Below are 14,887 nucleotides of genomic sequence, written 5' to 3' on the forward strand. Positions count from 1 at the left end.
TGTTTGGCGATTGATCAGATCGCACAATCCGGGCTGAGTTCCCTTTCAGTGATCTACTATTTTGCGAAGCTATTTAGTCATATAATTACTCAAATTTTTCAAGTGTCATAACAGGTTAGAATGGAAAAAGTCTTCAGCAACCCTTATGTTAGCCCACTCAGATACCCCGGAGGTAAACGTAAATTACTTCCTCTGATAGCCGATCTTATCAATCGCTCAGGGCCAGTGTCCCTGCTTGTAGAACCGTTTGCTGGCGGAGCGTCAGTATCAATAGGTTTACTTGAGGCTGGGATTGTTGAACATATAGCCTTATCTGATCGTGATGAGCTAATCGCAGGTTTTTGGAAAACAGTGTTTTCTAAAAATTCAAAAGCTCTTGCTGATAAGATTGTATCAACACCGGTAACATTAGATACATGGAGACAACTTAGAGAGGAAACACCAAAGTCTTCATTCGAAAAAGCCTATAAGTGCCTATTTCTTAATCGTACAAGTTTTAGTGGAATCCTAAAAGAAACCGCTGGCCCTATTGGTGGAAAAAAACAAGAAAGTAAATATCCAATCGATTGCCGCTTTAACCGAGAGAAAATCGCTAATCGAATCATCCAATTAGGCAATTTACAAGAACGTGTGTTATTTGTTAAATGTCAGTCCTATCATAGAACGATTAAACAAATACATGAGCTCTTAAGTAATCGCAGCTATGCAGAATCTAATCTATTATGGTATTTGGATCCCCCATTCTTTGAGAAAGCTGATTCGTTATATCGTTATTCATTTTCTAAATCCTCACATCTCAACTTCAGAAAATCGATCAATAAGTTGAAGGGACGTTTTATATTATCTTACGATGATGTACCTAAAGCGAGAGATTTTTATAGTGACAATCCAGGTTTTGCCAGAGTGAATCTGGCATACAATGCAAGAATAGATTCAAAAGAACGCTTACTTTCCAGTGAAATTATCGTATCCAATATTATCGCCAATCTGCGAAGCGAAGGAGATTTCACTATTCCTAAGATGGGTGAGATAATATCACTATACGGGTTGGCACCATCTGAAATAATTAGCAAAACTTGTATGCATTTTTAAAAAATGAAATAAATTTATATCAGGATATGGATTTAGAGAGACATTTTTATGATATTTAATATTGCAAATGAAGTTGTGAAAACTGAATCTCCATTAGTCAATTTACTTGGAAACTACGAGGAATCATTTGTAGGATATGTCTATGGTATGAAGTTTGACGAGGTATTTGTATTAACTAATGATGCTTTTAAGCATAACGTAAATGGAATACCTCATAATTCATTTTTAGTTGCTGCTGCATTTAATCCTGAAAAATTCACTTCCTCGCAATTAATTGACCAAGAAGTTATACTATTAAGAGTTCTTGAACCAGTAAATCTTCCTCAGGATAATGATTATTTACGTACACGAATTGAACATCATCAGAGAAGAACCGCGCAGGAAAAGTATCCAGGAGATGCTAACGATGGCTTTGATCCCATAACGGCAGTAGAACTTCAAGCCGGTGGATTAAAGTGCAGTGTATTAGGTACTTTTTATATCGATGAAAATCAAAATCTTCGTTTAGGAAGTGATATTGAAAATTTCATGACATTATCTAGGTTAAGAGCATATAAACCTTGTGGCTCTGCATTAGATAAGATAGTGAATCATGTAAATCCTGAGGTTGCTAATAAGGCACGCGAAGAGGCATCTAAGGCTGGTTTCAAGAGCATTCCTTCGCCAATTCATATTGGTTCTATTCGTTATACTTCAACTGATCGTATGCATAGAAGTTCATCTGAACCTAAAGTCCCTGTTTTTATTCAGCCCACAGATTTTTTAGCACGTCGAACTGCCGTCCTAGGCATGACGAGAACAGGTAAGTCTAATACGATTAAAACCACAGTTTCCGCAGTTGCTCTTGCAGCACAAAAAGATCATATCTCTATAGGTCAATTAATCTTCGATATTAATGGTGAGTACGCAAACGCTAATCATCAAGATGATGGTAGCTCTATTGCAGATGTATTCCCTACGGACACGATTCGTTATCGAGCGATCCACACAAATGGATTTGAAGATCTTAGAACCAATTTTTATCTTGACTGTAATCAGGCATTAAATTTAATTCAATCTCTTTTTAAAGCAGACAACTCTCCATTCACAGGTCAAGATCTCGATGCTTTTATGTCATCAACTCTTGAGAAACCCGATCCAAAGGAACGTTCTGAATATACACGCTGGGAACGTCATCAGGCAGTTTTTCAATGTATTCTTTACAGAGCTCAATACCCTGAACCTTCATCATTCCAAGTTAAAATTCCTATTGGTAAAGGCTTAATAACAAACTTAACTAAATTTGCTAATTCAAGAGAAATACCAATAGAGCTAAATATTCCTACGTCTGAATATGTTCCCTTATCTGAGGCTTGTAAATGGTTCGAACAAATTAGAATAATAAATCTTGCAATAAAAGAAGAACAGCGAGAAGAAAAAAAACCAGAGATTGGTATTGAATCATCAACAAAAGGTAATTCATGGATCGATCCTATGCTAGAGGCCTTGTTAAATATACTGGCGCGAGAAACAAGCAGGAAACAATCATTTGGTGGCTGGAGAGCAATTCAGAAGTATAAACCGTACCATTCAAATCGCAGAACAATTGATGTAACAAATGAGATTATTGAACACTTAGACTCTGGAAAGATTGTTATCCTTGATCTTTCTGTAGGACCGGTAGAAATTAGAAGTGTCCTTTCTGAGAGAATTGCTCGTCAAATATTTGAACTCCAAATGTCAAAATTGCATGAAGGTAATCAACCTAAAAATATTGTACTTTATGTAGAAGAAGCACATAACCTTATCGGAAAGAAAGCAGACCTAACTAATACTTGGCCAAGAATTGCAAAAGAAGGTGCTAAAGCAAGAATTGCTTTCGTGTATGCGACACAAGAACCGTCATCAGTGCATCCGAATATTCTTGCAAATACAGAAAACTGGTTTGTGACTCATCTAAACAATGATGACGAATTAAAAACATTGGGTAAATTTTATGATTTTTCAGATTTTGTCAATTCCTTAAAGTCTGCACAAGATGTTGGTTTTGCCAGAATAAAGACATTATCGTCCCCATTTGTTATTCCCACCCAAATTAATCGATTTTCTCCTGTACTGATAAAGAAAATCATTTCCGAAATTTCTGATGGAGAATAATAATGCCATATAATGGAGAAAAAGCAAGCAAAGGTGGTCATGCCGACTTTGTTAAGAATCCTGATGTAATGAGTTTTTTAGCAGAATGTGAATATATGCGTGAGCCAAATAGTGCTGAAGCCTCACTTATTGCATCTTCATACCAAAAAATTCTGCTAACAGTACCGCTAGATTTGCCTCGTTACGTAGTTGCTTCTGATGCAAGCAAGAGTGATACGCCTATTAATGATAAACTACCTAGTACTCAGATTGGTTTTATTAAAGTTAGTCAAGTATTAATTGGAATGGAACGTTATGCCGAGCTTATAGATCCCGTCAGTCGTTTTGTTGATCCATTTAAAGCAGCCGAAATGCATAGGAATGCTTCAGCAATTACCTTTACTTTGCCTGGAAGTAATATTCGGTTTCAAGGTGCTAAAAGCGTCAAAGATGGATTTCGTCGAGCTGTTTTTAAACAATTAAATGCTAATCGGGCGAAGGATGGCAGTGATTTCGTATTAACAGAAACGTTGCTGCAATTAAATAACGGTATAATAGAGTTTGCATTATGTCCATCTTGCTGTATAGAAAATGATTTCAAATTTATTACTCAAGAAGTCCAGCATTGCCCACATTGTAAAGAGCCTGTATTCATAACTGATTGGCTTCGCTTACACGAAGATATTTCAGATTTCGGCAATAATACAAGTGCAATGACACGGATGATGAACGTTATTGAACATCTACTTCTTGTTACGCTGATCCATCAAATTTTCTCTGTATCTCCAAAATCGCTATCAAGCATGGCTTTTGTTATTGATGGCCCCTTAGCAATTTTTGGTCAGCCAGCGAAACTGCATTCCCGTATAATGGAGTTCTTGTTTAAGATTAATAATCGGCTTTCAGAATTAGGCATGGATCCTATATTAATTATTGGGTTGCAAAAATCAGGAGATGTGATGGATCATGCCAATATTCTGAATAAATTTCTACCTCCAAGTGTAATAAAATTACTTGATGATGAATATCGTTATAAATATATAAAGGGTAGTGATTCTCCTTCAGAAAATTTTGGTGGTGAAACTTATTATGGACAAGACTTTATATTCAAAACTGAGAAAGGTAGAATTTTTAATTTCGCCATACCATACCCTTTCCCTGATAAAGCACCAGGAAAAAAAGAGTTTTCGAGGAAAAAGTCGAAAATAGAGCACTATGGAAATCTTGTTGAAAAAGCGTGTAATTTAATTTGCCACTTTGAATTGGATCTATATCAAAATGCTATTGTCCCTGTTGCATTAGCGCATAGACATGCATCGATTAGCATTGTTCCCGGTGGAAAAGTTCTCGATATTATAACTAAAACAGGACTTAAAAATAATTAATTTTTTAGTCGCCTTTACTTTATCAGCTAAGAGGAATTATTTCTCGTTCTGGTGCAACCAGTAAGTCGTTGATACACAAAGGGAAAAGGTTGAAGAAGTAAAAGAACTCAGCGGCAAGCTGGAAAAAGCGAAGGACTTAGGGAGTGAAACAGATGCAAAAAGTTCAGCTTCAGTCTATACAGTTCCTACGTCAGATTATTCAGGGGGTCACTGAGTTTGTGTAGAGTTAATAATATGAAAAAAGCCGCAGTAGCGGCTTAACTATATTTTCTTTTTGAATTGGATTTGTAAACTGTTTGTGTGATTTCCGATGTGAATATATCTTCATCAAGAAAATCAAGTAATGCTTTAATCGCTTTTTTTTCTTGAGGCATAATTATTTTCTCAATTCCACCAACAATATTTGTTTGTAATGGAAAATTAATTTTTTGTGCTGCACTTTTAAGTATTGATATTGTTAGAGTATTCAATGTTCCACTTTTGTTGATGAGTGTTACCTTTGTCCTGATAACAGTATCTGCGACTGTATCAAGTGTGAATCCTGCAGGAACTTCGAAAGCACTATGCATAGCAAAGTTATTTAATTCTTCATCTGTTGCCTCTTCAAAATAATTTGACATATCAAATATGCTTCTTAGTTTAAAAAAGCTCTTGAAAATAATATCGGAACCATTAATTATTGCAACAAGCTTATCATCAAGATTGAATCCAAAATTATCTGCTTTGCTAAAAGTATTGGCAGAACCAAATAATTTCATAACAAATGACTTCGAAGTATCAAGTATTTGCTTCTTATTAAACGTTTGTATTGCTATGAGATCATTATTTTGTGGAGAAGCAATACCCACGAACAGAGCTTTTATATGATTTGCATCAATTAAGTTTGGATCCCAGACAGGAATGGCGGTGTTTCTGGTTACAGCGTCGATAAGCATTGCTGATTCGTTAAAGTTAGATAGTTTGAAGCATTCCCCATAGCTCGGTGTGTATCCAGCATAAAAATCAAGTACTGTACTATGATGAGATTCAAAATGAAGCTTTTGGTCGTTAAAAATTGTATTTATCATTGAACTGGCATTGCTATCCAACTCAATGCGTAGGATTTTAGTCGCTACATTAGAATCCATTAATGCGAATAAGGCCATAATATCACCGCGTTACGTGTAAAAAAGTGTAGTCAGTCAGTTTGACGACAGGAAATTGTTTTCCTTTGATATCTGTAATAACTTCTTTTGATATCAATACAAATCCGACCCCCGTATCGTCTTCAGCTTCATAAAATTTATAACCATGTAAAGATAATACAGGATTAAAATTATAGTTTTCAGAAAAGCAAATATAAAAAAGCAAAGAAACATAAAAGAATATCGCATATTCTTTTTTTTCAGCTATTGAATCTGTTCCTAATAATGGGAAAAGATAGCTTAAGAAATAGTTAGTTACCTCTTTGTTAGCAGGGGATAGGGAGTCAATGTTTTTATGTAAAGTTTCCAATTTCGACTCTGCAAATTTTACAAGCCCTATACAAAGAAACCAACTGACTAAGGCTGTGATCAGACTGTATTTTACCAGCCACGTAGAATCTGTCACCCAACCGATGAAAATTAGCGTTATACACACGGGGGCGATGGAGCTTGCAGTGAGTAGTAACCTTGCTAATTTGTTCATTTATTCTCACTCCCTGATACTGGTTTTATATACAGTAATATAGAGTAAATCAGAGATGGTTTCCACCTATCGTTGTAGCGAACTAACCATATCAATTTTAAGGTTAAAAAACACTGATTTGTACACAAAACTACCGCATCTGCTTACCGTCAGGATAACAATCTAAAACGTGATTAAAATCACGTTTTTAATCAGCAACAATATTTGGGGCCTTATTGAGGGCCTCATTTTAATTTATGAAATAAAATTACTTAAAATTCATATAGATATATTAGAATCCGCATCCAGTCAGAGGAGCCAAATTTAAAAAGCCTGCTTTTAAAGCAGGCTTTTTGCTTTTCTGCGTCTCTGATGTTAATTCAGAATCGCATCCAGCCTGGCAAGCACCTCATTTACAACATCATCCGGTATGCGTTCCAGCCGTTTGCCGCTCCGGGCAGCCATATCAATGGTTCTGGGCTGGTCGAAGCGAATAGCGCCCATCGTTTTTGTTCCCGCACCGTCCAGGGAGACGGTAAAACCGTCTGCACGTGCAAAGTTTCCGCCGCTGGGCTGAGCATTATGGACAACCATCCAGCGCAGGCTGGAAACGTATGTTTTTCCAGATATCGGGGTGTATTAATCAACGGGGAGCAGGTCAATTTAGCTAAAAATTAATAAAAAGAAAGGGCATTCTAGCCCCTCCGTATTTAAGCTACTGTAGCTAATATTTCTGATAGAAAATCTGTAAAATACGAAAATGAACCAAAAACATTTTCAGTACCTACATTATCTCTAATTTCAAACAGATTTTTTATACTGTCGTAGGTAAATATAGAAACGCTGTCATTGCCAATCACTATTCGCTCACTTAAATCAGGATTGATGTAATCATCATTATTCCTGTAAAAATCAATCATTACAAACAAGTTTCTTACTAATGGCTCAGGTATGGATATGCTAAACAAGATCAGCCCATCAAATTCAAATCCATCCATTGTTTCTAAGAAAGTAACATAATCTGGCTGATTTACGAATAATAGATAAACTTCATCACCTAACTTTTCCAGCATTGGGCTTAAGCCAGCAGTTGATTTTCGCTTAGTCATACTCTCTATGTATTGGCCTGTGATAGGCTCTTCTATTGGATAATTCCAATTGGTCATTTTGCTTTTTAAATCATTCAGAATTTCACTAATATTATTACGCATTTTAATTCCTAATAATTAATTTAGCGGATAAATTGAACCAGTTGGCACAGCCCACGGAGTAACTTTGCTCTCACCTGCTATCATACCTCTTGTTACGGATGATTGCATATTGGTAAGCACTTTATGGAATGGTTCATTTTCAATCAATGACAGGTTATCAAAAGCGTTCGTACCACCATCATCTAACGGTAACTTGTGGTGAACGCTCCAACCGACAGGAACACCACCTTCTGACATACGTAATAAATCGGACGGATTAAACTTGCTTGCAGCTTCCGGTGTACCGGCTATATCTTTAAGGAAGCCCTTCCTGACAGAAATATTAAACTCTCGTCTTAAAGCTGCTGCTTCAGCAGGGTCGCGCTTAATGTAGTTAATTTGCTTAATTTCTAATCCATCAAGAAAATTAGTTTCACCTCTTAACTTTCCTAAGTATCTATTCATCTCTTCATATAGTTTAGCATTAGGTCTTTTAGCTAAAAGGATTGAAACCGCTGCTATCGCTGAACCTGCTGTTTTTTCATTTAATACCTGGTCATAACCCTGAACAGCGTCACCGCCTAATTGCTCTGCCGTTTTCCTGAATCCTTCAATGTTTCCATTATAAACGCCGCCAGCAGCTAACAAACGTCCTGCTGCTTTACTGTTAATCGTTTTGGCGGCTTGAGCGTGTTGTATAGGAGCATCTGAATAATGAATCTTTTGTGTTGGTGCTGGTTTCCTTCCCTGATGGCTATCTAAGCACTTTCGGTAAGCATCTCTAACTTCCATCTCAAACCATTCATGCCAATGACTCATAAAGCAATCATAGACAAGATCACCTTTCTCATCAAAATAGAATGGATGATTATAGTAATCCCATTGTTCAGATTCATCTATTCCAATAAACCAGCCAATATCTATATTATGCTGTGTATGGTCATAAGCACCGTCATATATACCATTACGTTTACGGTCATACTTAGTTGAAAAGGAGGTGATAAATTCGCTCTTCCGCTTTGGCATTTGTTGGAGGCTAAAGTGAGAGTAGTTGTCAGAATCAAGATCGTAGTAAATTCTTGCTCTTTCAAAAGCTATTTCTGGCCTCAGTATGTATTGGAAATCTTCCGGGCTAAGCTCTCTTGCTGCATCCCATACCATCAATAATCTAAAATCGTGCATGCAGATCCCTCGCAATGTTAAGGGATTATGTTAGCATTGCTCGCTATGTGGTCAATAATTTATATTATGAATGCGAGAAACCAAAGCATTTACCATCTGAATATGCAATATTGCCACAAGCAGGAAGTAACGATGGGTGTAAAGGCCATAATAATTTACTTTCAATTCTTCTCGTATGCGGGTTTAGATGTTTTCTTTCTTCCGTCGGTGCTTTTGGCTTTATCGTAAGTCCGAAATGCAATGAGCCTCTCTATGGAAGTTTGCTTGTAGCACAAATCTGATTGTCATATTTACCTGCGGTCAGAACAGCAATCTATAATGTGAGAAACATCACATTTAAAAACAGCAACAACATTTGGGACCTTATTAAGGACCTCATTTAAATCTTAAAGATTTAATTTATTTTAATTCATTAAGGTATGTGCAAAAACGCATCCAGTCAGAGGAGCCAAATTTAAAAAGCCTGCTTTTAAAGCAGGCTTTTTGCTTTTCTGTTAGCCGTTGCTTTCCACAGCCCCTGTCAGCTGACGCCAGGCCGCCACTTCCTCATCCAGCCACTCGCTAAAGAGAGCCACCTCCGGTTTTGCTTCCGTTAACTGCGACGTCACCAGCCAGTAAGGCCAGGGATACGGTGCGGTGAAAGGGGTAAGCTGGACCAGTTCGCCCCGGGTGATGGCATCCTGTACCAGAGAGCGGCGCTCCAGCGCGATACCTTTACCGAGTCTGACAGCCTCAAGGACTAAATTTGAGTCGTTAATGCATAACCCGCCGGGCACGATATCTTTTTCCAGTCCCGCATTGAAACACCAGGTTTTCCACGACTCCATGGAGAATATGATTTTACTCTTCGCCACCTCGGCTGGCGTTGCCGGGAGGACGCCGCCGTTATACCCGGGTGCTGCAACCACAATCAGCTCATCTGAAAAAAGATAATGGCAGTCGCTTCCTTCCCAGTTACCTTTCCCCATGCGTATCGCCACGTCTATTCCTTCCTGCTGCATGCTGGTGATCGTCAGGCTGGCCTGGATCCGCAGCGTGATGTGCGGATATTTTTCCCGAAACCGCTCCAGACGCGGCAACAGCCAGTGACAACCAAAAGACGGCACCATCGCCAGCGTCAGTTCCAGTATCCTCGGTTTCACCTGCACTAAGCGGGTGGCATCCGCGATGTGATTCAGCGCTTCGCGCACCTGTAACGCGTACAGACGCCCCTCTTCGTTGATCTGCACCCCTCGCCCATGACGGATAAACAGCTTCACCCCCACCATCTCCTCCAGCACTTTAATCTGCTGGCTGATGGCGGAATGGGTAACGTGAAGCTCTTTCGCCGCAAGCGTTACGCTGCCAAGGCGAGCCACAGCTTCAAAACTACGCAAACTGGCGATAGGTGGAAAATCCGACATGAAACCACTCCCTCATAGACTGAATCTGATAAACGCCAACCGGCCAATCTGTCAGTAATACTAACTTAGGCCGTAAGATACTGATGATATTCGCCATAACGAATTTATTGTAATGTCTGTTTATCATCTTCAATGAAGCGTTTTTTCACACAGACAGGAAAACTGGAATCATGATAAAGCTGATTGGCATGATGGATTCTCCTTATGTACGCCGCGTGGCGGTCTCCCTGGAACTCTATGGCGTTGCGTTTGAAAGCCAGCCGTTGTCCGTATTCAGCACATTTGAGGCATTTGCCCGGATCAACCCTGCGGTAAAAGCGCCAACGCTGGTTCTGGAGAATGGAACACGTCTGATGGACTCGTCTCTTATACTGAATTATTTTGAGGCACAGGCCGCGCCTGAACGGAGACTCCTGCCCGTGACGCCGGATGCACTGGCGAACGATCTCCAGACCCTGGGCTTTATCCTCGCCGCCGCGGAGAAAGCCGTGCAAAATGTGTACGAACACAACCTGCGCCCGGCGGAGAAACAACATAATCCGTGGATAGAACGTATTACCGTCCAGCTGCTGGCTGCCTGTCGGGAATGGAACGCGCTGCTGGAAGCCCGTCCGGAAAACGCGGTAGCCGATCAGGTTGCTGTTACCAGTACGGTTATCTGGACATTTATTCAGTCAATGATCCCCCACGTCGTTAACGTCGGGGATTTTAAAAAGATTCAGGCGGTTGCCGACTTTTTCGAAAACCAGGCGGCATTTAAAAAATACCCTTTTAGTTAACGCTTCGCTCGGCGTGTTATGGGGCTTTTCAGCCCCCTTTTTTTTAGGCAGGAATCGACAGGCCCGCGGTGGTGGCATAGCGACCGTTGAAAAAGATGAGCGGTTCACCTTCCGTATGTAACGAATCCACCACCTCACCAATGAATATCCAGTGATCGCCACCGTCTACCTGACGCCACATTTTGCATTCAAGATGCGCGAGTGCCCCGTCAATCAAAGGCAGCTTATAGCCGCTGACCCGGTGGTCTACGCGATGAAATTTATCGCTCCCCGCGCTGGCAAAAATATCGCTAACCTGATGCTGATGCCCCGACAGGACATTTATCGCAAAGGCGTCCGCCTCCAGAAAATGCTGAGCGTACCAGGATTGCTTGCGCAGGCTCCAGAGCACCAGCGGGGGTTCCAGGGAGACGGTGTTAAAGCTGCTGATGGTTAGCCCATGGAAATTGTTATCGCCATCCATCATGGTCACAACACACACGCCGGTTGCGAATTGACCAAATACGTTCCGCAACGTTCGGCTATCAAACTGCGCCATATCATTTCACCTCTGCTAAGCCTGAAGACGCGACCTGCTGCTGCAGCGCGCCGGCAAAAATTGTCAGCCCTTCATCCAGAACGCCGTCTTCAATCGTTAGCGGCATTAAAAAGCGAATAGCATTCGCCTGTTTGCCGCATTTAAGAAGAATCAGGCCCTCGCGGGCACAGCTTTTGACTAACCGATCGATAAGCCCGGTCGCCGGCGTTCGCTCTCCGCGCTCCAGAGAAAAAAGCTCCAGCGCAACCATGGCGCCAATCCCGCGTATCTCATAGCCAATCGACAGAGGGCTGACAATGGACGCTAAGGCTGAGCGCAGACGTTGACCCAGACGCCGGGCTGCGCCCAGCAGGTCCGTCTCTTCAAAGAGCTTAAGTACCGCCAGCGCCGCCGCGCAGGAAAGCGGGTTGCCTGCCCAGGTTCCACCAAGACCGCCCGGTGCCACCTGGTTGATAAGCGACTCACGGCCCACAACGCCGGACAGCGGAAGCCCGCCGGCAACGGATTTACCGAACACAATTAAATCGGCGTCAACACCGGTTTGTTCCATAGCAAAGAACGTCCCCGTGCGCCCCGCGCCAGACTGAACTTCATCAGCGATTAACACGATGCCTTCCCGGTCACAGAGTTCACGCAGGGCACGCATAAACGCAGGCGGCACGACGTAAAACCCGCCCTCTCCCTGAACGGGCTCGATGACGATGGCGGCCACATCCTGCGGCGCAATGTCGCTCGTTAATATCGTCCTGAGGCCCGCCAGCGCCTGAGCAACATCACGCTCCGTCTCTCCCTGCGGGAAGGGTGCCCGGAAGACCGGGCCGGGCATTATCCCCATCCCCTGGCTGTAGGGCGCAATTTTGCCGTTCATCGCGAGGGTCATAAACGTACGCCCGTGATAGGCACCGCTGAAAACAATCACGCCGCTTCGCCGCGTGGCCGCGCGGGCAACCTTAAGCGCGCTTTCCACCGCTTCGGACCCCGTCGTCAGGAGAAAACTCCGTCGGTCAAAATCTCCCGGCATTAAGGCGTTAATACGTTCACACACCGCGATATACGATTCATAAGGGGTGGCGGCAAAACAGCTGTGGGTAAACTGGTGCAGCTGGCGCTCAACGGCCGCGATGACGTTGGGATGAAGATGGCCGGTATTGAGCGCGGCAATGCCGCCGGAAAAATCAATGTAGCGACGGTTGTTGACGTCATACATCACCGCATTTTCCGCTCGTTGAATATAAACCGGATGCATCTGGTTAATACCACGGGCGACGGCACCCTCCCGTCGCAGCAAAAGCTGCTCGACTACAGTATCCATAACGCTCTCCTCAGGGGGCGGTCCGAACAACCGCCCGTCAGGTTATTGATGACGCGCCTGTTGCAACATGGCGTCAGCATGCTGGTTTAACTGCTGACGATCGCCATAGCGGTAAGGATCGAGGAAATCGAAACGGACCGGTTTATCTCCGCGGTCGAACAAGTGGCCGATACCGCCGGGCGCGTTATGGGCCCAGTAGAATAGAGAATCGGCAAATTCCTCCGTTGCCCGGGACAGGTAACGATTGGTGAAATCAGAGAAATCGATGGGGAAATGCTCGCGGTTGTCAGCAAAAAGCGAATGAAGCGTAGCAATCACCTCTTTTTCAGGGAGGTTACCGGCGCGATAGGCTTCCATTGTTTCGCAGGCCTTATCGAAAATAGCCTCATAGTAAGGGCTCTCGATGGAAAGATGTCCCGGATAGGTTGCGCTTTCAACTTCCTTCTCCAGCCGCTCGTCATCACCGTGCTGCTGGTAGTCGCTGAGGATTTTACGCAGACGCAACACGCCAATGTAACTGCCGCTAATCCAGATACGGAACCACGCATTCCACAGCGGGAAGCTATCAAATGCGGTGAATGAATTTGCCACCAGCCTGTCGTTTACCTTCACCACCTCCAGGCTGTAATCCTGATAGCTGGCGAAATGCGCTGTTGACCAGTCATCCTGTCTGACGGCACGAACAATTTTAGGCGCGACGCGCAGAATCGATTCGAACGTATTCACCAACCCGCGCGAGAACAGCGGATCGACAAAGCCCACTGCATGGCCCAAAAGGCAGTAACGTTCCCCTACGCTTTCGCGGCTGGTGTAGTTCAGACGAGGTGCAACGGTCCATTCGCGTACCCGTGCCGCGCTCTCAAAATGACGGGCAACGGAGGGGTGCTCATCGAGAAAACGGGTAAACTCTTCTTCCGGATCGCCTGCGGGACCATGTTTATCTATATCGAACTGCAGGCCGACGCTGCACAAGGTATTGGTCGAATAGGGGTGGTTGTTGAACGGAATAATCCACAGCCATCCGCCTTCGAACATGTGGTGCAGCGTGCTCTGGGAGAGCGGAGTCGGCGAACCGGTCACGTCCGTTGAGGCGATGACGTCTTCATACAGTTTGACGCCTGTCATATGGGTGAACAACGAACGCGTGCGGCTCTGCATCTCACGCGCACCCTCGCGCAGGCCAAACTTATCGGCAACCGGTGAACGATAGCCTGCGGCATCCACGACGTACTTAACTTTTATCTGCTCTTTTCCCAGATCCAGCAGCATCCCGTCGCCGGTTTCTTCAATTGACTGGATGCGGGTTTGCTGGCGAATATCGGCCCCCAGACGTGCGGCCAGCGCCAGATAATAGGCATCAATATCCTGACGGAACAGATGTGCTTCCGGCGACAATACCGGTGTCGACACAACGTCCTGGGGATTATGCGCTTTATTCTTACCGTTCCACGCAAAGCTGAACGCCAGTTTAATACCGGCGCTCGACGTACCAATATTTTCCATCAGCGCGTGAATTTCCCCCGGCCACGCCAGCTCGGGAATATTGTACTGACGCGCCAGAATTTTCAACAGTACCGCACTTTCCGGCACCATCGATTCCCCGACGGCAAAGCGAGGATGGGTACCGGCATCAATAATTACCACGTTTACTTTCTGTTTTGCCAGAATAGCGCCGAGCATGGTTCCTGCAATACCGCTCCCGATGATGGCCACATCATAATGACTTTGTTTCATTGCTTTACCCTTTATAATATTACTGAGTGACTAACTGAGTTGTTATTTCGATTTCATGTTCACGCGTGTTATCTGCCTGAATCAGAAAAAGATATGTTGCCTGTTGTGTTAACCATTCTCTCGCCAGAGACAGGGCAATTTCTTTGCCGGTGCGCTGCGGCATTGTCAGTACCATGGTGGGTCCCTGAAAGCGATAGCGCGTACAGCAAATAGAAATAGGTGCCCCAACATTGGCATTAATAAAATCGACCGGAGAGACGCGCGATTTTATTGCCATGACATGAATAATTTTCTCACTGGTATTCACCGGGAATGCCGTGCCAAACTGAATAATCCCGACGCTCTCAAGATGATTATTCAGCAATGCCTGGTGCCGTTGATAAAGTTCATCAACAGTAAACAGCACGTTTAAAGACAATGGGTCGGCTGTTTTTAGCCCCCGGCGCAAGGTCTCATCTAAATCTGACCAGATTAATGAGCGTGCGGTACTCGTAGAAACGATCTTCATTA

Annotated in this window: 13 protein-coding genes and 1 pseudogene; 4 read left to right on the plus strand and 10 right to left on the minus strand. The window is 43.3% G+C overall.

The window, feature by feature from the left end; all coding sequences use genetic code 11:
• The first annotated feature begins 120 nt into the window (after positions 1 to 120).
• The 3 genes from L6R44_RS23595 to L6R44_RS23605 are packed head-to-tail and all read left to right on the plus strand — an operon-like array spanning position 121 to position 4,592.
• Positions 121 to 1,092 (plus strand): DNA adenine methylase, encoded by a 972-nt coding sequence (locus L6R44_RS23595; protein WP_171775180.1) that lies wholly within the window; start codon positions 121 to 123, stop codon positions 1,090 to 1,092.
• Positions 1,093 to 1,140: 48 nt separating this feature from the next.
• Positions 1,141 to 3,228 carry an ATP-binding protein gene (locus L6R44_RS23600; RefSeq protein WP_202099509.1) on the plus strand — a complete coding sequence of 696 codons (2,088 nt, stop codon included), beginning with the start codon at positions 1,141 to 1,143 and terminating at the stop codon, positions 3,226 to 3,228.
• A 2-nt stretch (positions 3,229 to 3,230) separates the two neighbouring features.
• On the plus strand, positions 3,231 to 4,592 hold the full coding sequence (locus L6R44_RS23605) for a DNA double-strand break repair nuclease NurA (protein ID WP_237425577.1): 1,362 nt from the start codon (positions 3,231 to 3,233) through the stop codon (positions 4,590 to 4,592).
• 257 nt (positions 4,593 to 4,849) lie between these two features.
• Here L6R44_RS23605 and L6R44_RS23610 read toward each other — a convergent pair whose 3' ends face one another.
• The 6 genes and pseudogenes from L6R44_RS23610 to L6R44_RS23635 form a co-directional block, all read right to left on the minus strand.
• Positions 4,850 to 5,737, minus strand: coding sequence for a Kiwa anti-phage protein KwaB-like domain-containing protein (locus tag L6R44_RS23610; protein WP_237425578.1), 888 nt, complete (start codon positions 5,735 to 5,737; stop codon positions 4,850 to 4,852).
• 4 nt (positions 5,738 to 5,741) lie between these two features.
• Positions 5,742 to 6,260 carry a hypothetical protein gene (locus L6R44_RS23615; RefSeq protein ID WP_171775176.1) on the minus strand — a complete coding sequence of 173 codons (519 nt, stop codon included), beginning with the start codon at positions 6,258 to 6,260 and terminating at the stop codon, positions 5,742 to 5,744.
• A gap of 354 nt (positions 6,261 to 6,614) precedes the next feature.
• A pseudogene (locus L6R44_RS23620) lies at positions 6,615 to 6,809 on the minus strand (type II toxin-antitoxin system PemK/MazF family toxin); the annotation flags it as partial.
• A gap of 140 nt (positions 6,810 to 6,949) precedes the next feature.
• Positions 6,950 to 7,450, minus strand: coding sequence for a YrhA family protein (locus L6R44_RS23625; RefSeq protein WP_237425579.1), 501 nt, complete (start codon positions 7,448 to 7,450; stop codon positions 6,950 to 6,952).
• Between the two features lie 15 nt (positions 7,451 to 7,465).
• Entirely contained in the window at positions 7,466 to 8,611 is a 1,146-nt protein-coding gene (locus L6R44_RS24955; RefSeq protein WP_337249857.1) for an HNH endonuclease signature motif containing protein, read from the minus strand.
• Between the two features lie 494 nt (positions 8,612 to 9,105).
• Positions 9,106 to 10,014, minus strand: coding sequence for a LysR substrate-binding domain-containing protein (locus L6R44_RS23635; protein ID WP_032641491.1), 909 nt, complete (start codon positions 10,012 to 10,014; stop codon positions 9,106 to 9,108).
• Positions 10,015 to 10,184: 170 nt separating this feature from the next.
• Between L6R44_RS23635 and L6R44_RS23640 the strand changes: the two genes are divergently transcribed.
• Entirely contained in the window at positions 10,185 to 10,793 is a 609-nt protein-coding gene (locus L6R44_RS23640; RefSeq protein ID WP_237425580.1) for a glutathione S-transferase family protein, read from the plus strand.
• A 43-nt stretch (positions 10,794 to 10,836) separates the two neighbouring features.
• On the opposite strand, the gene L6R44_RS23645 is transcribed toward L6R44_RS23640, so the two are convergent.
• The 4 genes from L6R44_RS23645 to L6R44_RS23660 are packed head-to-tail and all read right to left on the minus strand — an operon-like array spanning position 10,837 to position 14,885.
• On the minus strand, positions 10,837 to 11,331 hold the full coding sequence (locus tag L6R44_RS23645; protein ID WP_032641499.1) for a flavin reductase family protein: 495 nt from the start codon (positions 11,329 to 11,331) through the stop codon (positions 10,837 to 10,839).
• A gap of 1 nt (position 11,332) precedes the next feature.
• Positions 11,333 to 12,643 (minus strand): aminotransferase class III-fold pyridoxal phosphate-dependent enzyme, encoded by a 1,311-nt coding sequence (locus L6R44_RS23650; RefSeq protein WP_237425581.1) that lies wholly within the window; start codon positions 12,641 to 12,643, stop codon positions 11,333 to 11,335.
• A gap of 42 nt (positions 12,644 to 12,685) precedes the next feature.
• Entirely contained in the window at positions 12,686 to 14,377 is a 1,692-nt protein-coding gene (locus tag L6R44_RS23655) for an NAD(P)/FAD-dependent oxidoreductase (protein WP_237425582.1), read from the minus strand.
• A gap of 19 nt (positions 14,378 to 14,396) precedes the next feature.
• Positions 14,397 to 14,885: a hypothetical protein gene (locus L6R44_RS23660; RefSeq protein ID WP_237425583.1), complete on the minus strand. Its 489-nt coding sequence runs from the start codon at positions 14,883 to 14,885 to the stop codon at positions 14,397 to 14,399.
• Positions 14,886 to 14,887 lie beyond the last annotated feature (2 nt).

Source organism: Enterobacter cloacae complex sp. ECC445 (assembly GCF_021892025.1).
GTDB lineage: Bacteria > Pseudomonadota > Gammaproteobacteria > Enterobacterales > Enterobacteriaceae > Enterobacter > Enterobacter chengduensis.